This window comes from Bacillus smithii, from assembly GCF_001050115.1.
GTDB classification, from domain to species: domain Bacteria; phylum Bacillota; class Bacilli; order Bacillales; family DSM-4216; genus Bacillus_O; species Bacillus_O smithii.
Genome location: NZ_CP012024.1, coordinates 73,665 through 98,447 on the forward strand (window position 1 = coordinate 73,665; position 24,783 = coordinate 98,447).

General features: G+C 43.9%; 17 protein-coding genes, 10 tRNA genes and 3 rRNA genes. 29 read left to right on the forward strand and 1 reads right to left on the reverse strand.

The window, feature by feature from the left end; translation table 11 throughout:
- Nucleotides 1-14: 14 nt before the first annotated feature.
- Nucleotides 15-410 carry an FtsB family cell division protein gene (locus BSM4216_RS00325; protein ID WP_048622343.1) on the forward strand — a complete coding sequence of 132 codons (396 nt, stop codon included), beginning with the start codon at nt 15-17 and terminating at the stop codon, nt 408-410.
- A 75-nt stretch (nt 411-485) separates the two neighbouring features.
- Nucleotides 486-914 (forward strand): S1 domain-containing RNA-binding protein, encoded by a 429-nt coding sequence (locus tag BSM4216_RS00330; protein ID WP_003352297.1) that lies wholly within the window; start codon nt 486-488, stop codon nt 912-914.
- Between the two features lie 358 nt (nt 915-1,272).
- Here the strand turns inward: BSM4216_RS00330 and BSM4216_RS00335 are convergent.
- Nucleotides 1,273-1,346: transfer RNA gene (locus BSM4216_RS00335), tRNA-Met, on the reverse strand.
- 413 nt (nt 1,347-1,759) lie between these two features.
- On the opposite strand from BSM4216_RS00335, the gene spoIIE reads away from it, so the two are divergent.
- From spoIIE to BSM4216_RS00470, 27 genes are all read left to right on the forward strand, one after another.
- The gene (gene spoIIE / locus BSM4216_RS00340; RefSeq protein WP_048624342.1) at nt 1,760-4,240 is read left to right on the forward strand and encodes a stage II sporulation protein E; all 2,481 of its coding nucleotides are present in this window, start codon (nt 1,760-1,762) and stop codon (nt 4,238-4,240) included.
- Between the two features lie 75 nt (nt 4,241-4,315).
- Nucleotides 4,316-5,050: a vWA domain-containing protein gene (locus BSM4216_RS00345; RefSeq protein ID WP_048622344.1), complete on the forward strand. Its 735-nt coding sequence runs from the start codon at nt 4,316-4,318 to the stop codon at nt 5,048-5,050.
- Nucleotides 5,019-6,011, forward strand: a complete 993-nt coding sequence (locus tag BSM4216_RS00350) for a protein kinase domain-containing protein (RefSeq protein WP_048622345.1) — start codon at nt 5,019-5,021, stop codon at nt 6,009-6,011. The genes BSM4216_RS00345 and BSM4216_RS00350 overlap by 32 nt, the downstream gene beginning before the upstream one ends.
- A 356-nt stretch (nt 6,012-6,367) precedes the next feature.
- On the forward strand, nt 6,368-7,783 hold the full coding sequence (tilS, locus tag BSM4216_RS00355; RefSeq protein ID WP_048622346.1) for a tRNA lysidine(34) synthetase TilS: 1,416 nt from the start codon (nt 6,368-6,370) through the stop codon (nt 7,781-7,783).
- Complete coding sequence (gene hpt, locus BSM4216_RS00360; RefSeq protein WP_048622347.1) at nt 7,777-8,331, forward strand: hypoxanthine phosphoribosyltransferase; 555 nt, start codon at nt 7,777-7,779, stop codon at nt 8,329-8,331. Before tilS ends, hpt begins: the two co-directional genes overlap by 7 nt.
- Before the next feature lie 117 nt (nt 8,332-8,448).
- Complete coding sequence (ftsH, locus tag BSM4216_RS00365; RefSeq protein WP_048622348.1) at nt 8,449-10,452, forward strand: ATP-dependent zinc metalloprotease FtsH; 2,004 nt, start codon at nt 8,449-8,451, stop codon at nt 10,450-10,452.
- A gap of 423 nt (nt 10,453-10,875) precedes the next feature.
- The gene (locus BSM4216_RS00370) at nt 10,876-11,643 is read left to right on the forward strand and encodes a type III pantothenate kinase (protein ID WP_048622349.1); all 768 of its coding nucleotides are present in this window, start codon (nt 10,876-10,878) and stop codon (nt 11,641-11,643) included.
- A 14-nt stretch (nt 11,644-11,657) separates the two neighbouring features.
- Nucleotides 11,658-12,536 (forward strand): Hsp33 family molecular chaperone HslO, encoded by an 879-nt coding sequence (gene hslO / locus BSM4216_RS00375; protein ID WP_048622350.1) that lies wholly within the window; start codon nt 11,658-11,660, stop codon nt 12,534-12,536.
- 248 nt (nt 12,537-12,784) lie between these two features.
- Nucleotides 12,785-13,714, forward strand: a complete 930-nt coding sequence (cysK, locus tag BSM4216_RS00380) for a cysteine synthase A (protein ID WP_048622351.1) — start codon at nt 12,785-12,787, stop codon at nt 13,712-13,714.
- A 319-nt stretch (nt 13,715-14,033) separates the two neighbouring features.
- Nucleotides 14,034-14,855 carry a dihydropteroate synthase gene (gene folP / locus BSM4216_RS00385; protein ID WP_156179280.1) on the forward strand — a complete coding sequence of 274 codons (822 nt, stop codon included), beginning with the start codon at nt 14,034-14,036 and terminating at the stop codon, nt 14,853-14,855.
- Nucleotides 14,848-15,219, forward strand: coding sequence for a dihydroneopterin aldolase (folB, locus tag BSM4216_RS00390; RefSeq protein WP_040340789.1), 372 nt, complete (start codon nt 14,848-14,850; stop codon nt 15,217-15,219). The genes folP and folB overlap by 8 nt, the downstream gene beginning before the upstream one ends.
- Nucleotides 15,212-15,739, forward strand: coding sequence for a 2-amino-4-hydroxy-6-hydroxymethyldihydropteridine diphosphokinase (folK, locus tag BSM4216_RS00395; RefSeq protein WP_048622353.1), 528 nt, complete (start codon nt 15,212-15,214; stop codon nt 15,737-15,739). Before folB ends, folK begins: the two co-directional genes overlap by 8 nt.
- Nucleotides 15,691-15,897 carry a helix-turn-helix domain-containing protein gene (locus tag BSM4216_RS00400; protein ID WP_048622354.1) on the forward strand — a complete coding sequence of 69 codons (207 nt, stop codon included), beginning with the start codon at nt 15,691-15,693 and terminating at the stop codon, nt 15,895-15,897. Before folK ends, BSM4216_RS00400 begins: the two co-directional genes overlap by 49 nt.
- A gap of 25 nt (nt 15,898-15,922) precedes the next feature.
- Nucleotides 15,923-16,918 (forward strand): tRNA dihydrouridine synthase DusB, encoded by a 996-nt coding sequence (dusB, locus tag BSM4216_RS00405; protein ID WP_048622355.1) that lies wholly within the window; start codon nt 15,923-15,925, stop codon nt 16,916-16,918.
- Nucleotides 16,919-17,098: 180 nt separating this feature from the next.
- Entirely contained in the window at nt 17,099-18,586 is a 1,488-nt protein-coding gene (lysS, locus tag BSM4216_RS00410; protein WP_003352280.1) for a lysine--tRNA ligase, read from the forward strand.
- Nucleotides 18,587-18,866: 280 nt separating this feature from the next.
- Nucleotides 18,867-20,421: ribosomal RNA gene (locus BSM4216_RS00415) — 16S ribosomal RNA — on the forward strand.
- A gap of 260 nt (nt 20,422-20,681) precedes the next feature.
- A 23S ribosomal RNA gene (locus BSM4216_RS00420) occupies nt 20,682-23,614 on the forward strand.
- 76 nt (nt 23,615-23,690) lie between these two features.
- Nucleotides 23,691-23,806, forward strand: a 5S ribosomal RNA gene (gene rrf, locus BSM4216_RS00425).
- The 16S, 23S and 5S rRNA genes sit together here with 9 tRNA genes alongside, the layout of an rRNA operon.
- A 6-nt stretch (nt 23,807-23,812) precedes the next feature.
- Nucleotides 23,813-23,888 (forward strand) — tRNA-Val (locus tag BSM4216_RS00430).
- Nucleotides 23,889-23,898: 10 nt separating this feature from the next.
- A tRNA-Thr gene (locus BSM4216_RS00435) sits at nt 23,899-23,974 on the forward strand.
- Nucleotides 23,975-24,095: 121 nt separating this feature from the next.
- Nucleotides 24,096-24,168, forward strand: a tRNA-Lys gene (locus BSM4216_RS00440).
- Nucleotides 24,169-24,174: 6 nt separating this feature from the next.
- A tRNA-Leu gene (locus tag BSM4216_RS00445) sits at nt 24,175-24,256 on the forward strand.
- Nucleotides 24,257-24,265: 9 nt separating this feature from the next.
- Nucleotides 24,266-24,340, forward strand: a tRNA-Gly gene (locus BSM4216_RS00450).
- Nucleotides 24,341-24,347: 7 nt separating this feature from the next.
- A tRNA-Leu gene (locus BSM4216_RS00455) sits at nt 24,348-24,433 on the forward strand.
- Nucleotides 24,434-24,440: 7 nt separating this feature from the next.
- Nucleotides 24,441-24,517 (forward strand) — tRNA-Arg (locus BSM4216_RS00460).
- Nucleotides 24,518-24,519: 2 nt separating this feature from the next.
- Nucleotides 24,520-24,593, forward strand: a tRNA-Pro gene (locus BSM4216_RS00465).
- Nucleotides 24,594-24,609: 16 nt separating this feature from the next.
- Nucleotides 24,610-24,685 (forward strand) — tRNA-Ala (locus tag BSM4216_RS00470).
- Nucleotides 24,686-24,783 lie beyond the last annotated feature (98 nt).

Sequence of the window (24,783 nt, forward strand, 5' to 3'; positions counted from 1 at the left end):
AAGGGAGGTTTGGAATGGCGGTTCGAAACGTAAAGGGAATCACTTCCATTAGAAACACATATGTGGAAAACGAAGAAAAGAAACAATATTTGATGCAGCAACGAAAAAAGAAACTATACAGAAGATTGATTGCTTTTTCCTCCTTATTCTTAATCATCACCATCCTTTTAGTTTCGACACTTATATCTCAAACTTCCCGTTTGGAAGAAAAACAGCGGCAAAAAGCACAATTGGAACATTCGTTGGCCAAGCTTGAAAAAAAACAGGTTTTACTGAAAGAAGAATTGGCAAAATTAAAGGATGACGACTATGTTGCCAAGCTAGCCCGTGAAAAATATTTTTTGTCGGATAAAGGTGAGATCATTTTTTATCTCCCCAAGGAGAAAAAGAAAGAAAAGGATGTGGAGTAGTCTTATTGACACTCCTTTTTTCCGATATATAATATAAGATAAGCTTGATATTTTTTAAGGAGGAACAATTTTTTTATGTCAATTGAAGTAGGCAGCAAGTTACAAGGAAAAGTAACAGGCATCACGAATTTTGGAGCGTTTGTTGAATTGCCTGATGGCTCCACGGGGTTGGTGCACATTAGCGAGGTTGCCGATAATTATGTAAAGGATATCCACGATCATTTAAATGTCGGTGATCAAGTAGAAGTAAAAGTGCTCAACGTTGAGAATGACGGAAAAATAGGGTTATCGATCCGCAAAGCAAAAGATCAGCCCCAACATTCAAGCCATAATCATCATGGAAACCAGCGTCCGCAACGGCACAACAAAGGAAATGATCATCGTTCCAAAGAAAGTTTCGAACAGAAGATGGCCCGCTTTTTAAAAGAAAGTGAAGATCGTCTGTCTTCTTTAAAACGTCATACCGAATCCCGTCGTGGAGGCAGGGGGGCAAGAAGAGGCTAACTTGCTGTCTATTTCAAGCAGGGGCCGTAAGATTTTTATTGTTCTTATAAATAAACCTATTTTTCCATAACGGGGTAATCAGCCTCATTTTATGATGAGGCGTTTTGCGTGCTGTTGTTGGATCTTTGGAAGAATGAACTTTGTGTCGTTTCGGTGACATACGGTTTTCAAAGTCAGATCCTTTTTTCAAACACCCGTTCTAAATGAGAATGGAAAAGAGTTTGAAAAAGGACTGGACCCCTATTTTGAAGAGGAAAATAGGATTTATTTAACGCTTTAATATGAAAGCATCGCTTTTTATATACAAAAAGCCAAAGAGATTAATCCCTCTTTGGCTTTTTTTTACTTAATCGATCGATAGCGGCGGAGGGAATCGAACCCCCGACCTCACGGGTATGAACCGTACGCTCTAGCCAGCTGAGCTACGCCGCCAAAGTATGTGATTTGAAACACAATGAATATATTAATGGCAACATCAAAAAATGTCAAGAGGTAGAATGGCGGCTTTTTGTTTTTCCTTGTCAAAAAAATGAGACATCGAGATGGATCCCTTTCAGCTGGCGCGAAGATCATCTTTTTTTCCGACAATCATTTTACGGATCAGATAAATTAATCCTATCGTAAGGGAAAAAGGGTGATGTTTTTACAATTCCTTTGAAGTTTATTCACAGGTTTTGCTCTGCAGCACCTCTCTGCGTGATCAATTTGTTTCCTTTTTGAAGATTAGGCTGAAAATAGTCGAACTTTTCTTGAACGGGAACTGGTCATTTTGACAAAGTTTTATGCTTGTCCCCTTTATAATGTCTTCAATAATACGAGTTGGGGAGGATTATTTGATGGATTTGATGGAAAGAGTAGAGCAAAACGTAATGGAGCCGGTAGGAAACGTCAATCTGGAAGAAACGAAATTGGAAGTGACAAGGAGGTTTAAAAGATTTCTGTTTAAACTGGAATTGGCTCTTCAACAAAAAGGGATGATGTTGTTTTTAATAGGTTTTCTGTTAGGAAGGGCTCTCATTTTATCCCATTTAACGCCGTTTGCTTTGCCATTTTTTGCGTCTGTTTTCATGATTCGAAGAGACCGGGCACCGATCGTTTTTATTGGACTATTATCGGGTGCTTTAACATTATCGATAGGAAACTTAGTCTACACCTTTGCCGTCATCTCTTTGTTTTTAATCGCTTTTCGGCTGTCTAGACAATTTCGTAAAGAAGAGTTAAATGCTTTGCCGTTCTTTGTGTTTTTTACTACTATAACAGTTAAACTGGCTTTTACCTACGTCAATCAGCAGCAAACGTTAAGCCTCTATGATGGTCTTATGGCACTGATTGAGGCGGGCTTGACCTTTATCCTTACTTTAATTTTTATGCAAAGCATCCCCTTATTATCCATTCATAAACGAAAAACTTCATTAAAAACAGAAGAAATTGTCAGTCTTATCATTTTATTAGCATCCATTTTGACAGGAACCATCGGTTGGAGATTATATGGATTATCCGTTGAACATATCTTTTCACGTTATTTGGTGCTGCTGTTTGCATATGTTGCCGGTGCCACTGTAGGATCGACCGTAGGAGTCGTGACCGGGTTAATTTTTAGCTTAGCTAACGTTTCGAGCTTCTATCAAATGAGTTTATTGGCTTTTGGCGGATTGCTAGGCGGTCTTTTGAAAGAAGGGAAAAAATTCGGTGCTGCAGCCGGAATGCTGGTGGCTACGTTGTTGATAGGGATGTACGGGGAAGAAAATGTTTCTTTAATACCCACTCTTTATGAAACTCTGGCTGCTATTATGCTGCTCTTTTTAACGCCCAGAAATTTAACAGAACGAGTTGCGAAGCATATTCCCGGCACTCCGGAACATTCCCATCACCAGCAGCAGTATTTGAAAAAGATCCGTGATGTAACGGCGAATCGAGTGGAGCAATTTTCTTCTGTCTTTCAGGCTCTATCCAAAAGCTTTGCCCAGTCCGGACGGCTTCATGAAGAAACATCTGAAGAGCGCGAGTTGGATTATTTTCTGGGCAATGTAACGGAAAAGACTTGTCAGACATGCTTTAAAAAAGAACAGTGCTGGACCAAAAATTTTCATAAAACGTACGAATTAATGAGGGAGGCTACGATGGATTTGGAGGAAGGAACGCTGTCCGGCTCCGTAGCAAGAGAAATGGAAAAGCATTGCGTCCGGGCTAAACGGGTTCAAGAAGTGATTCAGCAGGAGCTCACTCATCTTCAGGCGAATCAAAAGTTAAAACAGCAAGTTCAGGAAAGCCGAAAGCTTGTTGCCGATCAACTCTTGGGCGTTTCTAAGGTGATGGACGATTTTGCGAAAGAGATCCAGAAAGAGCGTGAAAATCACCATAACCAAGAAGAGCAAATACATGAAGCTCTGCAATCCTTTGGACTGGAGGTGGAAAAGATTGATATTTACAGCCTCCAAAAAGGAAATGTAGATATAGATATGGTCTTTCCTTATGCGGGCGGTCACGGTGAATGTGAAAAATTGGTAGCGCCCATGCTTTCGGATATTTTAGGAGAAACGATTTTGGTGCAAAATGAAGAATATACTGGATTCCCGGGAGGCTATTGTTATGCGACTTTTCGTTCGGCAAAAGCATTTGTTGTAGAAACAGGAGTCGCCTTTGCGGCCAAGGGGGGAGGCTTGGTTTCAGGAGACTGCTATTCAACGATCGACTTAGGGGTTGGAAAATATGCCGTTGCCATCAGCGACGGTATGGGAAATGGCGTAAGGGCCCATCACGAAAGCAATGAAACGTTAAATCTATTGCAAAAAATTCTCCAATCCGGCATTGATGAAAAGGTGGCGATCAAGTCTATTAATTCCGTTTTGTCTTTAAGAACGACGGATGAAATTTTTTCGACGTTGGATTTGTCGATTATTGATTTGCAAAACGCAACAGCAAAATTTCTGAAAATTGGGTCATCTCCGAGTTTTATTAAAAGGGGAAACAAAATTATAAAAATCGAAGCAGGCAATTTGCCTATGGGCATCTTACGGGAGGTGGATGTAGATATCGTTTCGGAACAGCTGAAAGCAGGAGATTTGCTCATTATGATGAGCGACGGCGTTTTTGAAGGAGCGAAGCATGTTGAAAATCATGATTTGTGGATGAAAAGAAAAATTGGAGAAATTGAAACAAATGATCCTCAAGAAGTAGCGGATTTAATTATGGAAAAAGTCATTCGTGCAGGGGGAGGCGGCATAGAAGACGATATGACAGTCGTCGTTACAAGGATTGAGCATAATATGCCAAAATGGGCCGCCATTCCGGTAACAAAATTGAAAAAGAAGAAGAATGCTTCATGACTTTTTCTTGAAATGTATAATCGCCCCTCCGGTTGGAAAAAATGGTAACGATAGTGCAAGATTGGAGGGGACCTTATGAAAACAGGTACGCTGCGGCAAATTTTGCTGATTACAGACGGCTGTTCCAATTATGGAGAAGATCCTATTGCCATGGCGGCTCTTTCAAACGAGCAAGGGATAACCGTCAATGTCATTGGAGTGCTAACGAACGATGCGATGGATGATAGGGGAATGAAAGAAATTGAGGGAATTGCCAAATCGGGCGGCGGGGTCAGCCAAATTGTATATGCAGCTCAGTTATCGCAAACCGTTCAAATGGTGACGCGTCAAGCGATGACGCAAACTTTGCAAGGATTGGTAAATCAAGAATTAAAACAAATTTTGAACAGGGATATTTCCATGGAAGAACTTCCCCCCGAAAAACGCGGAGAGGTAATGGAAGTGGTAGAAGACCTTGGTGAAAAGGCTAATTTAGAAGTATTGATATTGGTAGATACTAGCGCAAGCATGAAAGAGAAATTGCCGATCGTGAAGGAAGCTCTTTTGGATCTTTCTTTAAGCATGAATGCAAGAATGGGAAATAACTTGTTTTCTGTCTATATATTTCCCGGGAAACAAAGAGAAGTTGAAAGAATTCTGGATTGGACTCCTAAGATGGAATCGCTCACCAGCATCTTTTCAAAACTGACCCCGAGTGGAATGACTCCAACTGGACCTGCTATTCGGGAAGCATTAGGACAATTTATGAAAAAACGTTCGGCAAGGAGTTTGCTGTCAAGTGATGATGAATTCTTTGAAGAATCCGTTTAATTTTCCAAAAGGCACAGTCATTAAGGGAAAATGGAATCAAAAAATGTATGTTTTGTTAAAAGAACTTGGATATGGTGCAAACGGAACGGTTTATCTAGTTCAAAATGAAAATGGGTATGCGGCTTTAAAAATGAGCAAAAACAGCATGTCCATCACATCGGAGGTAAATGTTCTAAAGGCTTTTCGAAGGGTCCAAGGGTCTTCCCTGGGGCCTTCTTTATTAGATGTTGATGATTGGATCATAAAAGGGTCTGCCATCCCTTTTTATGTAATGGAGTATATTCAAGGGCCTAATCTTCTTGATTTTATTAAGCAAAAAGGGCATTCTTGGATAGGGGTTTTGCTCAGTCAATTGTTAAGAGATTTAGAATCGCTGCATGAACAAGGATGGGTATTTGGTGATTTAAAGCCTGAAAATTTAATTGTTGCCGGTCCTCCTTATCGCATTCGTTGTATAGATGTGGGTGGGGCAACCATCCAAGGAAGGGCTATCAAAGAGTTTACGGAATTTTTCGACAGAGGCTATTGGGGAATGGGGAATAGAAGAGCTGAACCGTCGTATGACCTTTTTTCAGTGGCTATGATTGCTTTAAATCTTGCTTATTTAAAAAAATTTGAGAAGCGGGTAAACGGTCAAGCGGAAATTGTGCAGATGATGACGAAAAGGCCGGAATTACAGTTGATGAAACCCGTATTGCTGAGAGCTGTCAACGGGCATTATTCTTCAGCTAAAGAAATGAGAAAAGAACTGCTGTCAGCACTATCTTCACCAGCTAATCAGAAAAAGTCTGAAAAAAATGGACACCTGTCCAATTCGGCAGCGAAGGCCGCGGCAAAACCGCTTCCGTCCAGAAAATCCATCCATAAAAAGAAAAAGAACAGGAAGCTGCTTGAAACTTTTTTGATCATCGTGAGTTTGTCCTTCCTTTATTTAGTCTACTTGTTTTTCCAGTTGATCTAAATCATGTATCATACATTGGACTTTGAAAATGTTTATTCAAAATATAAACATTTTTGTGATCAATAAAGTTAAATGATACTATTATAAGTAAATAAAAGATAAACTTGAACAGGTGCTTTATGGCTTTATCTAGTGAGGAGATTTCGGAGGAATGCTATTTTACGGAAAAAAGGCCTAAGCCTTATTTGTTTTTAAGTCGACAAAAGTGTCTAATAGGAACTGCATTGCTGTTTTTACATTCACCACGTTCATGCTTATTTAGCGAGCGCTTTATTGTATAACAGAAAAATGGTCTATTCCGAATATCCCACATGGTGAAACCTTTCACCTGCTTTCAAGATAAAGGACGAATTGCGATGCTTGAGTATGAAGAAAAGGTCAGACAGTTTATTAAGAAACATCAATTGATTAATAAGGGCGATAAAATAGTCGTCGGGGTATCAGGTGGGCCGGATTCTTTATCTTTGTTGCACTATTTGGCGAGAAAACGAGATTTTTATGGGATCGATCTGTTTGCCGTTCACCTTGACCACATGTTTCGCGGGCAGGAGTCGTATGAAGAACTTCTGTTTGTTGAAGAATTTTGTAAAGAATTTCATATTCCGTGCTTATCCAAGCGGATCAACGTTAGTGAGATCATTCGAGACAATGGAACAGGGCTTCAAGAAACCGCTAGAATGGTGCGTTATCAAGTTTTTCAACAGGCAATGACCCGGTTTGCGGCTAATAAATTGGCGCTTGCGCATCATGGGGATGACCAGGTAGAAACGATCTTAATGCGGTTGACAAGAGGAACATCCGGAAAAGGAAGGGCAGGGATTCCTTATTTGAGGCCTTTCCACAATGGATGGATCATCCGTCCGTTGTTAGGCATAACGAAAGAGGAGATTTTAGCCTACTGTGATTTTTACAGACTGAATCCTCGAATCGACCCCAGCAACTCGAAAGGCGCATATACACGCAATCGTTTTCGTCTCGAAGTGCTTCCTTTTTTGAAAACAGAAAATCCGAAAGTTCATGAACATTTTCAAACATTTAGTGAGGAAATGCTGGACGATGAACGTTTTTTGCTAAAATTGACCTATGAAAGAATGGAAAACATATGGACGCACAAAAACGACGGAATTTCCTTGGATATTGAAGAGTTTCAAAAAATGCCTTTGTCTTTACAAAGAAGAGGGATTCATCTAATATTAAACTATCTTTATAAGAAAAAAACCCCATTTACAAATGTACATATTCGTCAAATTTTGCAATTGATGCAACATCACCACCCCTCTGGAAGCCTTGATCTTCCGGAAGGATTGAAAGTGATTCGGCAGTATCAGGAATGTTTTTTCGGTTTCATAAAGGATGAAACAAAAGAATATTCATATGAATTAAAAACGGAAGGAAAAGTTGTCCTTCCGAACGGTGACCAATTGATCCTGACAAAAAGGAAGAACGCGGACAAATTCCCATCAAAAGATGACCAATTTTGCCTGAATCGAGAAGCAGTCGCAATGCCGTTGATTATCCGTACGCGAAAACCGGGCGACCGCATCGCATTAAAAGGGATGAACGGATTCAAAAAGGTGAAAAAGGTTTTTATTGATTTGAAAGTACCACGTTCTTATCGTGATCATTGGCCAATTGTGGCCGATTCCAAAGGGAAAGTTTTATGGATCCCGGGTCTTAGAAAATCGATCTTTGAAAAACAAAACGAAAATGAGAATGATGATATTTTAATTTATATTAAGCAAACATCATCTGGGGGGCAAACAAAGTGCTGAATCAGGATATTGAAAAAATTTTAATCACAGAAGAAGAGATCCAAGAAAAAATTAAAGAATTGGCTGGCTATTTGACAGAAGAATACAAGGACAAGTTTCCGCTTGTGATCGGCGTTTTGAAAGGAGCCATGCCATTTATGGCGGATTTGTTGAAACGGGTGGACGCCTATTTGGAAATGGATTTTATGGATGTTTCCAGCTATGGCAATTCCACCGTTTCATCCGGAGAAGTGAAAATTGTGAAGGACCTTGATACTTCTGTCGAGGGGCGGGACATACTAATCGTTGAAGATATCATCGACAGCGGATTGACTTTAAGCTATTTAGTCGAGCTTTTCCGTTACCGTAAAGCAAATTCGATCAAGATCGTAACCCTTCTGGATAAACCGACAGGACGCAAGGCGAATATTGAAGCGGATTATGTTGGCTTCATCGTTCCGGATGAATTTGTGGTTGGTTACGGTTTGGATTATGCTGAAAAATACCGGAATTTACCTTTCATCGGGGTTTTAAAACCTGAAGTTTATAGGAATAATGAAAGCAAATAGGTAAAGTGGGTTGTGCGAATGAAAAAACGAATTCAAGGGATGATTATTGTTTGTAACACTAAGATTCAATGTGATACTATTGTATATAGTTTTCTTGATGGTGGGAGGAGGTAAGGGATGAATCGCATTTTTCGCTATACCATATTTTACTTGCTAGTCTTTTTAGTGATTATTGGCGTTGTTGGTTATTTTAATAACAACAACCAGCCAACTAAAAATATAACGTATAACGAGTTTATATCTCACTTGGAAAATAATGATGTAAAGTCTTTTTCCATGCAGCCTGAGCGAGGCGTTTACGAAGTTCGCGGTCAATTAAAAGGCGATGATGGCAATTATTTTCAAACGTATGTCATGAACAGCGACACTCTTCTTAACCGCATCGACAATGCTGCGAAGAACGCCAGAGTGGAAGTGCTGCCTGCTAAGGAAACTAGCGGTTGGGTCTCCTTTTTTACTACAATTATTCCATTTTTGATTATCTTTATACTATTTTTCTTCTTATTAAACCAAGCGCAGGGCGGCGGAAGTCGTGTCATGAACTTCGGAAAAAGCAAAGCCCGGTTGTATAATGACGAGAAGAAAAAAGTACGCTTTCGGGATGTAGCTGGAGCTGATGAGGAAAAGCAGGAGCTGGTTGAAATTGTTGAATTCCTGAAAGATCCGCGTAAATTTTCCGAATTAGGAGCTCGTATTCCGAAAGGTGTGCTTTTAGTCGGACCTCCTGGAACAGGGAAAACTCTGCTTGCTCGAGCTGTAGCAGGCGAAGCGGGAGTCCCGTTTTTCTCCATTAGCGGTTCCGATTTTGTAGAAATGTTTGTTGGGGTTGGTGCTTCTCGTGTCCGGGATTTATTTGAGACAGCCAAAAAGAATGCCCCCTGTATTATTTTTATAGATGAAATTGATGCCGTTGGCCGTCAACGCGGTGCAGGTCTTGGTGGCGGACATGACGAAAGAGAACAAACGTTAAACCAATTGCTTGTTGAAATGGATGGATTTAGCGCAAATGAGGGGATTATCATCATTGCAGCAACAAACCGTCCGGATATTCTCGACCCAGCATTGTTGCGTCCGGGACGTTTCGACCGTCAAATCACAGTAGATCGTCCTGATGTGAATGGAAGAGAAGCGGTTCTTCGAGTTCACGCCCGCAATAAACCTTTAGATGATTCTGTAGATTTAAAGGCGATTGCGCAAAGAACTCCCGGTTTTTCTGGAGCAGATTTGGAAAACTTGTTGAACGAAGCGGCACTTGTTGCGGCCCGTGCAAACAAGAAAAAAATAGATATGTCCGATATTGATGAGGCAACAGACCGCGTCATTGCCGGACCGGCCAAACGCAGCAAAGTGATTTCAGAAAAAGAACGAAGAATTGTGGCTTTCCACGAGGCTGGGCATACAGTGATTGGACTTGTACTGGATGATGCGGAAATGGTTCATAAAGTAACGATTGTCCCGCGCGGTCAAGCTGGTGGATATGCGGTTATGCTTCCGAAAGAAGATCGTTATTTTATGACAAAACCAGAATTGCTGGATAAGATCACAGGATTGCTCGGAGGTCGTGTATCGGAAGAGCTTACCTTCGGAGAAGTGTCGACTGGTGCTCATAATGATTTCCAACGCGCTACAAGTATCGCTCGCAGAATGGTAACCGAATTTGGAATGAGCGATAAATTGGGTCCGCTTCAGTTCGGACAATCCCAAGGCCAAGTGTTCCTTGGACGGGATTTAAACAGTGAGCAAAATTATTCGGATGCAATCGCTTACGAAATTGATCTTGAAATTCAGCGTATTATTAAAGAGTGTTATGAGCGCGCTAAAAAGATTCTGACTGAAAACCAAGATAAAGTGAAATTGATTGCTACAACACTGTTGGAAGTAGAAACGCTGGATGCGGCTCAAATTAAACATTTAGTGGAACACGGCACTTTACCGGACCGTTCCGCTTCAACTGACAAAAAGGCAACAAACAATGATAATGTAAAGGTAAATATTCAGAAAAAAGAAGAGTCGCCGACGGAAGAATCGAATCAATATGATTCAACAGATCAGAGTGAATCGGCTTCCAATTCTGATAAAAATCCCCCGAATTCAGGGAACGATGGGGACAAAACAGTTTAAGATCGACTCCTTCAAGAGAAAAGCAAGCTTGCTTGGAAGCATTTTTGGGCATAAAGTAAGACGACAATGATATAAAGCCTCCCGGATATCAAAGATGGAACAGCTTTGATGCCGGGAGGCTATTTTTGAAATGAAGCAGATAAACTTTCGCGGCAAACTTGTTTCATGAATACAGATGGGAAAAGAGCAGAATGGATTTTTAACGACTTTTTTGAGTTGGATGTTTGCGATGAACGATTATGGATACGTCTCTGCAGTAGATGAACATGGATTTCAACAAGTTGGATTTTTCGTTTAGATTACGGCTAGTATCAACGGGTATGTTCGGAAACTTTTCTGCAAGAGCCAATCTTTACGAAAATCGGATATTCTGTGATATGATGTTGACAGGAATTTTTAAGATTAATATGTGTGGTGAGTGGGTTGATTTTTGTATTGGATGTTGGAAATACTAATACAGTATTAGGGGTATATGAAAAGGACGAATTAAAATTCCATTGGCGAATCGAAACGAACCGGAGTAAAACGGAAGATGAATACGGCATGTTGGTGAAATCTCTTTTTGAGCATGTGGGGATTCGCTTTGAAGATATTCATGGTATTATCATTTCATCGGTAGTCCCTCCTATTATGTTTTCCTTAGAGAGAATGTGTCAAAAGTATTTTCATGTGAACCCGCTGATTGTAGGTCCAGGAATTAAAACGGGGCTGGATATTAAATACGACAATCCGCGTGAAGTAGGAGCGGATCGAATTGTGAATGCGGTTGCCGGGATACACGAATACGGAAGTCCGTTAATTATCGTCGATTTTGGTACGGCAACTACTTATTGTTATATCAATGAGAAGGAACAGTATATGGGAGGAGCTATTGCCCCGGGCATTGGTATTTCCACGGAAGCTTTATATACTAGGGCATCAAAACTGCCCCGGATAGAAATTGCGGCACCCGACCATATCATTGGAAAAAGTACGGTTGCAGCCATGCAGTCCGGGATTTTTTATGGGTTTGTAGGACAGGTTGACGGCATCGTCAGTCGAATGAAAGCATATAGCAAAATTGAGCCGAAAGTGATTGCCACCGGGGGATTGGCCTCGCTTATTGCCAACGAGTCGGAAACCATCGATCACGTTGATCCGTTTTTGACGTTGAAAGGCTTGAGACTCATTTATAAGCGAAACATTGAATAGGAAAGGAGAAACATATGAGTGATTATTTAATAAAAGCCCTTGCTTTTGATGGCAAGGTCCGTGCTTATGCTGCCAATACAACCAACACAGTCGGAGAAGCACAAAGAAGACATTACACATGGCCTACAGCATCTGCAGCATTAGGGCGTACTATGACAGCCGGGGTCATGATGGGTTCCATGATGAAAGGAAACGCCAAAGTGACCATTAAAGTGGATGGCGGAGGCCCTATCGGGATTATTTTAGTAGACAGCGACGCGAACGGAAATGTCCGCGGCTATGTCACCAATCCTCAAACCCATTTCGATTTAAATGAACATGGAAAACTTGATGTCCGCCGTTCTGTTGGGACCTCAGGAACACTTACAGTCGTGAAAGATCTTGGATTAAGAGAAAATTTTTCCGGACAAGTTCCGATTGTATCCGGTGAACTTGGTGAAGATTTTACTTATTATTTTGCTTCCTCTGAACAAATCCCTTCTTCTGTCGGTGTGGGAGTCTTGGTGAATCCTGACAATTCGATTCTGGCTGCCGGAGGATTTATTATTCAATTGATGCCTGGCACCGATGATGATACGATTGACAGGATAGAAGAACGACTCAAAACGATTCCGCCCATTTCAAAGCTCATTCAGAATGGATTAACTCCGGAAGAAATTTTATTTGAAATTCTTGGGAAAGACCAAGTAAAAATACTGGATAAAATACCTGTTCAATTTAAGTGCAATTGTTCTAAGGAACGTTTTGCGACTGCCATTATTGGGCTGGGAAAAGAGGAAATTCAAGACATGATCGATGAAGATGGCCAAGCGGAAGCGCAATGTCATTTTTGCAATGAGAAATATGTATTTACTAAAGACGAATTGGAAGCCATGCTGCAAGAAGCAAAATAAAGACCATCTATTGGGCGGGAAATTTTCCCGCCCGTTTTGATAATAGGGCTGTTGTTCCTTTTTTGGATACTTAAGATAGAATTCTCTATTAGATCATATTTTTTTAAAATAATATATTTTCCGTTTAAATTCAAAGATTTTTTTGTTTTATTATAAATTTCAGACATTATCAATTGACTTTTTCATAATTTATTGGTAAATTATCTACGATAATACCAATAAAATTACTCGGTTTTGAGGTGATCGAAGTGGCAAAAATTGCGAATTCCATTACAGAATTGATCGGGAATACGCCGATTGTAAAGCTGAACAGAATTGTCGATGCCGATTCAGCTGATGTTTATTTAAAATTAGAGTATTTCAATCCGGGCAGCAGCGTAAAAGATCGTATTGCATTGGCCATGATCGAAGCGGCTGAAAAATCAGGAAAACTTCAACCTGGCGGAACGATCATTGAGCCTACAAGCGGAAACACCGGGATCGGACTTGCTATGGTAGCTGCGGCGAAAGGCTATCCTGCGATTTTTGTTATGCCGGAAACGATGAGTTTAGAACGTCGCAACCTTCTGAAAGCATATGGAGCTCAACTTGTTCTTACTCCAGGTCCCGAAGGAATGAAAGGCGCCATCAAAAAAGCAGAAGAGCTCGCTAAAGAAAACGGCTATCTGTTGCTTCAACAATTCGAAAACCTTGCTAACCCGGAAATTCATCGTCGAACGACCGGTAAAGAAATTGTAGAACAGTTCGGTGATGAACAACTGGACGCATTTGTGGCCGGTATCGGTACAGGCGGAACCATTACGGGAACGGGCCAAGTGCTGAAAGAAAAATATCCGAATATTAAAATTTATGCAGTAGAACCAGCAGATTCCCCGGTTTTATCCGGAGGACAACCTGGCCCACATAAAATTCAAGGAATTGGGGCAGGCTTCGTTCCTAAAGTTTTAGATACCGATGTTTATGACGAAGTGATTACGGTAACTACTGAACAAGCATTCGATTCTGCAAGAAAAGCTTCACTGAATGAAGGAGTGCTCGGAGGCATTTCCGCTGGCGCTGCCATTTATGCGGCTCTTCAAGTCGCCAAAAAGTTAGGAAAAGGCAAAAAAGTTTTGGCGATTGTTCCAGACAATGGGGAACGCTACTTAAGCACACCGCTTTATCAATTTGAAGACTAAGCTTTGAAAAAGCAAGCCGAAATGGCTTGCTTTTTTTATCCCTGTATTTCCTTGCATCCATCAACCTCCCTTAAGCTCGTTGGAATAACAACGCGGGGCATTAGTCTATCATTTTCCCTCAAAAAACCTTCCGGAATCGATTTCCACAACTTTACATGAATAGTAGCAATGAATAGTTTTTCGTTGATTACGGGCTGTTTTTGGTTTATAAAAACACCCGCGCGGCTTGCATCTGAATTGCCATCGTTTTTTCAAAAATTATGCTACAATAAGTCCAAAAGAGAAGTTCTAACGTGCTAAGGGGATGATTCATATGAAAATGCTCGCGGGGCGCTTTCGGTTCGATTTTGATAAAAAAACGTATATTATGGGGATTTTAAATGTAACCCCTGATTCTTTTTCGGATGGCGGCAAGTTTTATTCGGTGGAGGATGCAGTATCTCATGCTATCGAGATGGTACAAGATGGAGCAGGGATTATCGATGTAGGAGGAGAATCTACACGTCCCGGTCATAATCCTGTTTCAGTAGAGGAAGAATTGCGAAGGGTGATTCCGGTCATTCAAGAAGTATCCAAGCGAGTAGATGCGCCTATTTCCATTGACACCTTTAAGGCGAGGACGGCAGCGGAAGCGATTGAAGCAGGTGCCCATATAATTAATGATGTTTGGGGAGCCAAACAAGACCCGGAAATTGCGGATGTGGCAGCGGAAAAAAAAGTGCCGATCATTTTGATGCATAACCGCCCTAATATGGATTATGAAAATTTTGTAAGAGATGTTTTGTTTGATTTATATGAAAGTATTGAGATAGCGAAAAAAGCGGGCGTCTCCGACGATAAAATCATTTTGGATCCGGGTATTGGTTTTGCAAAAGATAGAGATCAAGATATGCTGTTGATGCAAAATCTCGATAAAATTGTAGCTCTTGGCTATCCTGTACTTTTAGCTACTTCTAGAAAAAGAGTAATTGGGCATGTGCTGGACCTTCCGGTAGAAGAAAGGATGGAAGGGACAGGCGCAACTTGTTTATTTGGCATGCAAAAAGGATGTCATATCGTACGTGTACACGATGTGAAACCGATCAGCCGAATGGTGAAAATGATGGATGCACTAATGGGAAAAGGTGAGAGGATTGGATAAAGTGATCTTAAAAGGGATGGGATTTTACGCCTATCACGGGGTCTATCCCGAAGAAAACCGGCTAGGACAACGGTTCGAAGTGGACGCAGAATTACGGTTATCTTTAAAAAAAGCAGGAGAAACAGACGATTTAACTCAATCAGTCAATTATGCGGAAGTTTACATGGTTTGTAAAGAAATCATGGAGAAACAGACTTTTCGATTGGTGGAAACGGCTGCGGAGACAATCGCTAGACAAATATTAGAAAAGTTTCCGATTGTAAATGAATGCACCATTAAGGTGGTGAAACCCAATCCTCCCATCCCGGGCCATTACAATTATGTAGCGGTAGAGATTACTAGAGGCAGGGAAAATCATGAATAATATTGCATATTTATCGCTTGGTTCAAATCTCGGCGATCGGATGAATTATTTGAAACTTGCCATTCAGGCATTGGCTTGTCATCCGAAGATAAACGTTCTGGCTATTTCTTCCGTTTATGAAACGGATCCGGTCGGATATACTGATCAAGGGAAGTTTTTAAATATGGCAGTCAAAATAAAAACATCGCTTTATGCCGAAGAATTGCTGGAAACTTGCTTGGAAATTGAAAAGTCGCTAGGGAGGGTAAGAGAAACAAAATGGGGGCCAAGAACGATCGATCTTGATATTTTGCTGTATAATAATGAAAATAGGAAAACAGATCGTTTGATCATACCGCACCCACGAATGCACGAAAGGTTGTTTGTACTTATTCCGATTTTAGAAATCGATCCTTTTTTAAAGATCCCGACAATAGATAAACCTTTAATTGACATATTAGAACAAATTCCAAACAAAGAAGGGGTACGGTTATGGAAACAGATAAATGGGGAAGACGTATACGCGCTTTTCGGAAGTTAAAGGGATATACTCAAGAGGGATTGGCGAATGAATTAGGAATTTCGGTTTCGGTTTTAGGAGAGATCGAAAGAGGAAACCGCTTGCCGACAGAAGAATTTTTAAGGCAAGTGGCTGAATGCCTGCAAATTTCAATGGAAGAGCTTAACCCTTCCGACTAAATAAACGTAAAAGGGGATAGAGCATATGCTTAAAATAGGAAATATTGAAATGAAAAACCCGGTGGTTCTTGCGCCGATGGCTGGCGTTTGCAACTCGGCTTTTCGATTGACAGTAAAAGAGTTTGGCGCAGGGCTTGTTTATGCGGAAATGGTGAGTGACAAGGGAATTATTTTTAAAAACGAAAAAACAATGAACATGCTTTATATCGATGAACGCGAAAAACCGCTCAGTTTGCAGATTTTCGGCGGAGAAAAAGAATCTCTCGTAGAAGCGGCCAAGTTCGTTGATAAAAATACGAACGCCGATATTATTGATATCAATATGGGATGCCCAGTGCCTAAAATTACAAAATGCGATGCTGGGGCAAAATGGTTGCTTGACCCCAATAAAATTTATGAAATGGTAGCTGCTGTTGTTGACGCAGTGGAAAAACCGGTGACCGTTAAAATGAGAATAGGCTGGGATGAGGAACATATCTATGCAGTGGAAAATGCGCAAGCAGTAGAACGCGCAGGCGGACAAGCGGTTGCCGTTCATGGAAGAACAAGAGCTCAAATGTACGAAGGCACATCAAACTGGGACATTATCCGTGAAGTAAAACAAGCTGTAAGCATTCCTGTCATCGGTAACGGCGATGTCAGTACGCCGCAGGATGCAAAAAGAATGCTTGAAGAAGTCGGCTGCGATGGCGTCATGATAGGGAGAGCCGCACTAGGAAATCCTTGGATGATTTATCGGACCGTTAAATATCTCGAATCTGGAGAGTTAATTGGTGAACCTACCCCGAGAGAGAAGATCGATGTCTGCATCCTTCACTTGGATCGTTTGATTGCTTTGAAAAATGAAGAAATTGCTGTTAGAGAAATGAGAAAACACGCGTCATGGTATTTAAAAGGAATTCGCGGAAACGCCAAAGTCAGAAATGCGATTAATGCCTGCACGACTCGAGACGAACTCGTCAATCTGCTGACTTCTTTTGTGGAAGAACTAGAAGAAAAACAATCTGTTCAAGCAGGATGAATAGGAAAACTGCCAACTTTCTGGCAGTTTTTTTGTAGGGAAGTTTTCCATAAACATTGCTATTTGGGACAAATAAATTATAAAATAATAGGGATGTCTATATATGAAGAACATGCACAATCGTAAATGTATAAACGTGCGGCCCATCAATAAATAAATATCAATGTAGGAGTGAAAAAAATGAGTCATGAAGATACACATGATCAATTTGCGGTAAGAAGAGAAAAATTAGAATCTCTTCGCAGTAAAGGAATCGATCCGTTCGGCAAACGCTTCGAGCGCACGCATCTATCTCAAGAAATAAGATCTGAATATGAAGCTCTGGAAAATGAAGAATTAGAGAATAAAAACGTAAAAGTAGCGGTGGCTGGAAGAATTATGACAAAACGCGGCAAAGGGAAAGCAGGTTTTGCTCATATACAGGATTTGACCGGCCAAATTCAAATTTATGTACGCAAAGATAATGTTGGAGACAGCGAATACGATTTGTTTAAAACAGCAGATTTAGGAGACATCGTTGGCGTTACAGGTACTGTTTTTAAAACAAAAGTCGGTGAATTATCGATCAAAGTGGACCACTTTGAACTGTTAACCAAATCTCTTCGCCCGCTCCCTGATAAATTCCACGGATTAAAAGATGTCGAACAACGCTACCGCCAGCGCTACTTAGATTTAATCGTCAATCCTGAAAGCAAACAAACGTTTATTACGAGAAGCTTAATCATTCAATCAATGCGTCGGTATTTGGATGCCCACGGCTACCTTGAAGTAGAAACGCCTATGATGCATGCGATTGCCGGAGGAGCAGCTGCTCGTCCGTTTATTACTCATCATAACGCTTTGGACATGCCTTTATATATGCGCATTGCCATTGAGCTTCACCTAAAGCGCCTAATTGTCGGAGGGTTAGAAAAGGTATATGAAATCGGACGAGTTTTTAGAAACGAAGGAATTTCAACTCGTCACAACCCCGAGTTCACCATGATAGAGTTATATGAAGCTTATGCTGATTATACGGATATCATGAAGCTTACAGAAAATTTAATCTCTCATATAGCGCAAGAAGTGCTGGGAACTCAAGTTATTCAGTATGGGGAACATACGGTTGATTTGACCCCTGAGTGGAGACGTCTGCACATGGTCGATGCTATTAAAGAATATACAGGCGTTGACTTCTGGAAACAAATGAGCGATGAAGAGGCTCGTGCGTTGGCGAAAGAACATAATATTGAGATAACAGATAATATGAAATTCGGTCATATTGTTAATGAATTTTTTGAACAACGAGTGGAAGACAAACTCATTCAACCTACTTTTGTTTATGGCCATCCTGTGGAAATTTCTCCTTTGGCTAAGAAAAACGAAAAAGATCCAAGATTTACGGATCGCTTTGAATTGTTTATTGTTGGTCGCGAACATGCCAATGCATTTACGGAATTAAATGACCCGATTGATCAGCGTCAGCGTTTTGAAGCTCAGTTAAAAGAACGCGAACAAGGCAATGATGAAGCTCATATGATGGATGAAGATTTTGTGGAAGCTCTGGAATACGGAATGCCGCCTACAGGCGGTTTGGGAATCGGTGTAGACCGCTTGGTTATGTTGTTAACCAACTCACCGTCCATTCGGGATGTGCTGCTTTTCCCATTAATGCGTCAAAGAGATTAAGAGAGACTGTGGCTGCTGAAACTGCTGCGTGCATTAGTTTCAGCAGCCGTTTTTTATTAAAAAAATACTTGCGCATTTTCTGAACAGGTGATATATTTATTTTCGTTGTCGCTGTTAAATCACGCACGATCAAAGATTTTTCAAAAAAAAGTATTGACGTTGTGTGAGAAGAGTGATAATATATAAAAGTCGCTGATTTGCGAGCAGAATGGATCCTTGAAAACTGAACAAAACGAAGCGTAAACCAATGTTTCGATAGAAACAAGCCAAGTCAAATTTCTTTTTGGAGAGTTTGATCCTGGCTCAGGACGAACGCTGGCGGCGTGCCTAATACATGCAAGTCGAGCGGACTTTCAAGAAGCTTGCTTTTTGAAAGTTAGCGGCGGACGGGTGAGTAACACGTGGGCAACCTGCCTGCAAGACGGGGATAACTCCGGGAAACCGGGGCTAATACCGGATAATATCTTCCTTCGCATGAAGGAAGGTTGAAAGGCGGCGCAAGCTGCCGCTTGCAGATGGGCCCGCGGCGCATTAGCTAGTTGGTGAGGTAACGGCTCACCAAGGCGACGATGCGTAGCCGACCTGAGAGGGTGATCGGCCACACTGGGACTGAGACACGGCCCAGACTCCTACGGGAGGCAGCAGTAGGGAATCTTCCGCAATGGACGAAAGTCTGACGGAGCAACGCCGCGTGAGCGAAGAAGGTCTTCGGATCGTAAAGCTCTGTTGTCAGGGAAGAACAAGTACCGTTCGAACAGGGCGGTACCTTGACGGTACCTGACCAGAAAGCCACGGCTAACTACGTGCCAGCAGCCGCGGTAATACGTAGGTGGCAAGCGTTGTCCGGAATTATTGGGCGTAAAGCGCGCGCAGGCGGTCTCTTAAGTCTGATGTGAAAGCCCACGGCTCAACCGTGGAGGGTCATTGGAAACTGGGAGACTTGAGTGCAGAAGAGGAGAGCGGAATTCCACGTGTAGCGGTGAAATGCGTAGAGATGTGGAGGAACACCAGTGGCGAAGGCGGCTCTCTGGTCTGTAACTGACGCTGAGGCGCGAAAGCGTGGGGAGCGAACAGGATTAGATACCCTGGTAGTCCACGCCGTAAACGATGAGTGCTAAGTGTTAGAGGGCTTCCACCCTTTAGTGCTGCAGCTAACGCATTAAGCACTCCGCCTGGGGAGTACGGCCGCAAGGCTGAAACTCAAAGGAATTGACGGGGGCCCGCACAAGCGGTGGAGCATGTGGTTTAATTCGAAGCAACGCGAAGAACCTTACCAGGTCTTGACATCCTTCGCTACCTCTAGAGATAGAGGGTTCCCCTTCGGGGGACGGAGTGACAGGTGGTGCATGGTTGTCGTCAGCTCGTGTCGTGAGATGTTGGGTTAAGTCCCGCAACGAGCGCAACCCTTGACCTTAGTTGCCAGCATTCAGTTGGGCACTCTAAGGTGACTGCCGGTGACAAACCGGAGGAAGGTGGGGATGACGTCAAATCATCATGCCCCTTATGACCTGGGCTACACACGTGCTACAATGGATGGTACAAAGGGTCGCGAAACCGCGAGGTGGAGCTAATCCCAAAAAACCATTCTCAGTTCGGATTGCAGGCTGCAACTCGCCTGCATGAAGCCGGAATCGCTAGTAATCGCGGATCAGCATGCCGCGGTGAATACGTTCCCGGGCCTTGTACACACCGCCCGTCACACCACGAGAGTTTGCAACACCCGAAGTCGGTGAGGTAACCCTTACGGGAGCCAGCCGCCGAAGGTGGGGCAGATGATTGGGGTGAAGTCGTAACAAGGTAGCCGTATCGGAAGGTGCGGCTGGATCACCTCCTTTCTAAGGAAGAAGAAAAGCAGAGGCGACTGTTCAGGTGCGACAAGCACAAGACAGCTTGCGAGGAGGTAGTATTTCAACCACCGCAGCAAGATGGATTGTGACCTCGAGCACCTAGGAGCCGGAGCTGGACAGATATCAATTGTACGCTTTCGTTTTGTTCAGTTTTGAAGGATTTCATCCTTCCAAGTTGTTCCTTGAAAACTAGATAGAAAAAAGAAGCAGCATAAACCGAGTATCGCCATCTAGGATAAAACCAACATGGTTAAGTTAGAAAGGGCGCACGGTGGATGCCTTGGCACTAGGAGCCGATGAAGGACGGGACTAACTCCGAAAAGCTCCGGGGAGCTGTACGTAAGCGTTGATCCGGAGATTTCCGAATGGGGAAACCCGCTGCCCGTAATGGGGCAGCATCCTTGCCTGAATCCATAGGGTAAGGAAGGCAACCCGGGGAACTGAAACATCTAAGTACCCGGAGGAAGAGAAAGCAACAGCGATTCCCTGAGTAGCGGCGAGCGAAACGGGAACAGCCCAAACCAGAAGGCTTGCCTTCTGGGGTTGTAGGACACCAATGGTGGAGTCACAAAGGAACGAGGTAGACGAAGAGGTCTGGAAAGGCCCGTCAGAGAAGGTAACAACCCTGTAGTCGAAACTTCGTTCCCTCCCTGGTGGATCCTGAGTACGGCGGGACACGAGGAATCCCGTCGGAAGCTGGGAGGACCATCTCCCAAGGCTAAATACTCCCTAGTGACCGATAGTGAACCAGTACCGTGAGGGAAAGGTGAAAAGCACCCCGGGAGGGGAGTGAAAGAGAACCTGAAACCGTGTGCCTACAAGTAGTCAGAGCCCGTTTACGGGTGATGGCGTGCCTTTTGTAGAATGAACCGGCGAGTTGCGATCTCATGCGAGGTTAAGTCGGAAAGACGGAGCCGCAGCGAAAGCGAGTCTGAACAGGGCGCATGAGTATGGGGTCGCAGACCCGAAACCAGGTGATCTACCCATGTCCAGGGTGAAGGTGAGGTAACACTTACTGGAGGCCCGAACCCACGCACGTTGAAAAGTGCGGGGATGAGGTGTGGGTAGGGGTGAAATTCCAATCGAACTTGGAGATAGCTGGTTCTCTCCGAAATAGCTTTAGGGCTAGCCTCAAGGAAAGAGTCTTGGAGGTAGAGCACTGTTTGGACTAGGGGCCCTCATCGGGTTACCGAATTCAGACAAACTCCGAATGCCAGCGACTTATCCTTGGGAGTCAGACTGCGAGTGATAAGATCCGTGGTCAAAAGGGAAACAGCCCAGACCGCCAGCTAAGGTCCCAAAGTATACGTTAAGTGGAAAAGGATGTGGAATTGCTTAGACAACCAGGATGTTGGCTTAGAAGCAGCCACCATTTAAAGAGTGCGTAATAGCTCACTGGTCGAGTGATTCTGCGCCGAAAATGTACCGGGGCTAAACGTATCACCGAAGCTGCGGGTGGACACCTTCGGGTGTCCGCGGTAGGAGAGCGTTCTAAGGGCAGAGAAGCCAGACCGGAAGGACTGGTGGAGCGCTTAGAAGTGAGAATGCCGGTATGAGTAGCGAAAGAAGGGTGAGAATCCCTTCCACCGAATGCCTAAGGTTTCCTGAGGAAGGCTCGTCCTCTCAGGGTTAGTCGGGACCTAAGCCGAGGCCGACAGGCGTAGGCGATGGACAACAGGTTGATATTCCTGTACCACCTCTTTTCCGTTTGAGCGATGGGGGGACGCAGGAGGATAGGGTAAGCGCACTGCTGGATGTGCGTCCAAGCAGTAAGAGGGGCAGCGAGGCAAATCCCGTTGCCACTAACCTCAAGCTGTGACGGCGAGGGAAATATAGTACCGAAGTTCCTGATTCCACACTGCCAAGAAAAGCCTCTAGCGAGGAAAAAGGTGCCCGTACCGCAAACCGACACAGGTAGGCGAGGAGAGAATCCTAAGGTGTGCGAGAGAACTCTCGTTAAGGAACTCGGCAAAATGACCCCGTAACTTCGGGAGAAGGGGTGCTTTTTGGGGTGCATAGCCCCGAGAAGCCGCAGTGAATAGGCCCAGGCGACTGTTTAGCAAAAACACAGGTCTCTGCGAAGCCGTAAGGCGAAGTATAGGGGCTGACGCCTGCCCGGTGCTGGAAGGTTAAGGGGAGCGCTTAAAGCTTTGCTTGAAGGTGCGAACCGAAGCCCCAGTAAACGGCGGCCGTAACTATAACGGTCCTAAGGTAGCGAAATTCCTTGTCAGGTAAGTTCTGACCCGCACGAAAGGCGTAACGATCTGGGCACTGTCTCAACGAGAGACTCGGTGAAATTATAGTACCTGTGAAGATGCAGGTTACCCGCGACAGGACGGAAAGACCCCGTGGAGCTTTACTGCAGCCTGATATTGAATTTTGGTACAGCTTGTACAGGATAGGTAGGAGCCTTGGAAACCGGAGCGCCAGCTTCGGTGGAGGCGCCGGTGGGATACTACCCTGGCTGTACTGAAATTCTAACCCGCACCCCTGATCGGGGTGGGAGACAGTGTCAGGTGGGCAGTTTGACTGGGGCGGTCGCCTCCTAAAAGGTAACGGAGGCGCCCAAAGGTTCCCTCAGAATGGTTGGAAATCATTCGCAGAGTGCAAAGGCAGAAGGGAGCTTGACTGCGAGACCTACAAGTCGAGCAGGGACGAAAGTCGGGCTTAGTGATCCGGTGGTTCCGTATGGAAGGGCCATCGCTCAACGGATAAAAGCTACCCCGGGGATAACAGGCTTATCTCCCCCAAGAGTCCACATCGACGGGGAGGTTTGGCACCTCGATGTCGGCTCATCGCATCCTGGGGCTGTAGTCGGTCCCAAGGGTTGGGCTGTTCGCCCATTAAAGCGGTACGCGAGCTGGGTTCAGAACGTCGTGAGACAGTTCGGTCCCTATCCGTCGCGGGCGCAGGAAATTTGAGAGGAGCTGTCCTTAGTACGAGAGGACCGGGATGGACGCACCGCTGGTGTACCAGTTGTCTCGCCAGAGGCATCGCTGGGTAGCTATGTGCGGAAGGGATAAGTGCTGAAAGCATCTAAGCATGAAGCCCCCCTCAAGATGAGATTTCCCATTTCTTCGGAAAGTAAGATCCCTGAAAGATGATCAGGTAGATAGGTCCGAGGTGGAAGCGTGGTGACACGTGGAGCTGACGGATACTAATCGATCGAGGACTTAACCAAAAGAAAGCGCGAAATCGGTGAAACTGCTTCTTCTATCTAGTTTTGAAGGAACAATCGTTCCGACAACTACATACCGTCTGGTGGCGATGGCGAAGAGGTCACACCCGTTCCCATCCCGAACACGGAAGTTAAGCTCTTCAGCGCCGATGGTAGTGAGGGGATTCCCCTTGCGAGAGTAGGACGCTGCCAGGCGATGATGGAGGTTTAGCTCAGCTGGGAGAGCACTTGCCTTACAAGCAAGGGGTCGGCGGTTCGATCCCGTCAACCTCCACCATACATAACGAGCCGGCTTAGCTCAATTGGTAGAGCAACTGACTTGTAATCAGTAGGTTGTGGGTTCAAGTCCTACAGCCGGCACCATTTTGATTTGGATCGCTAGATCAATCGGAAAATAATAATATTTGAGAAACGTGTCGGGTTTACCACCCAATCAGATGATCCAGATTCCTAAATACAGCAATTGACCATTCAAATTTGTTATGAGCCATTAGCTCAGTCGGTAGAGCATCTGACTTTTAATCAGAGGGTCGGAGGTTCGAATCCTCCATGGCTCACTTTATGCGGGTGTGGCGGAATTGGCAGACGCACCAGAATCAGGGTCTGGCGCCGCAAGGCGTGGGGGTTCGAGTCCCTTCACCCGCACATGTAAATGCGGAAGTAGTTCAGTGGTAGAACACCACCTTGCCAAGGTGGGGGTCGCGGGTTCGAGTCCCGTCTTCCGCTCCATTATCATGCCGGGGTGGCGGAATTGGCAGACGCACAGGACTTAAAATCCTGCGGTGGGTGACCACCGTGCCGGTTCGAGTCCGGCCCTCGGCATTCATTTGCGCCCATAGCTCAATTGGATAGAGCGTCTGACTACGGATCAGAAGGTTAGGGGTTCGACTCCTCTTGGGCGCGCCATACGGGAAGTAGCTCAGCTTGGTAGAGCACATGGTTTGGGACCATGGGGTCGCAGGTTCGAATCCTGTCTTCCCGATTGAAATAAAAGTAATGGGGCCTTAGCTCAGCTGGGAGAGCGCCTGCTTTGCACGCAGGAGGTCAGCGGTTCGATCCCGCTAGGCTCCACCAAATAATTTTAAAAAGTTATTTACATTTTTATGTTTTTAAGCTATACTTAAAAAGTTGATCGAAAATGGATCCTTGAAAACTGAACAAAACGAAGCGTA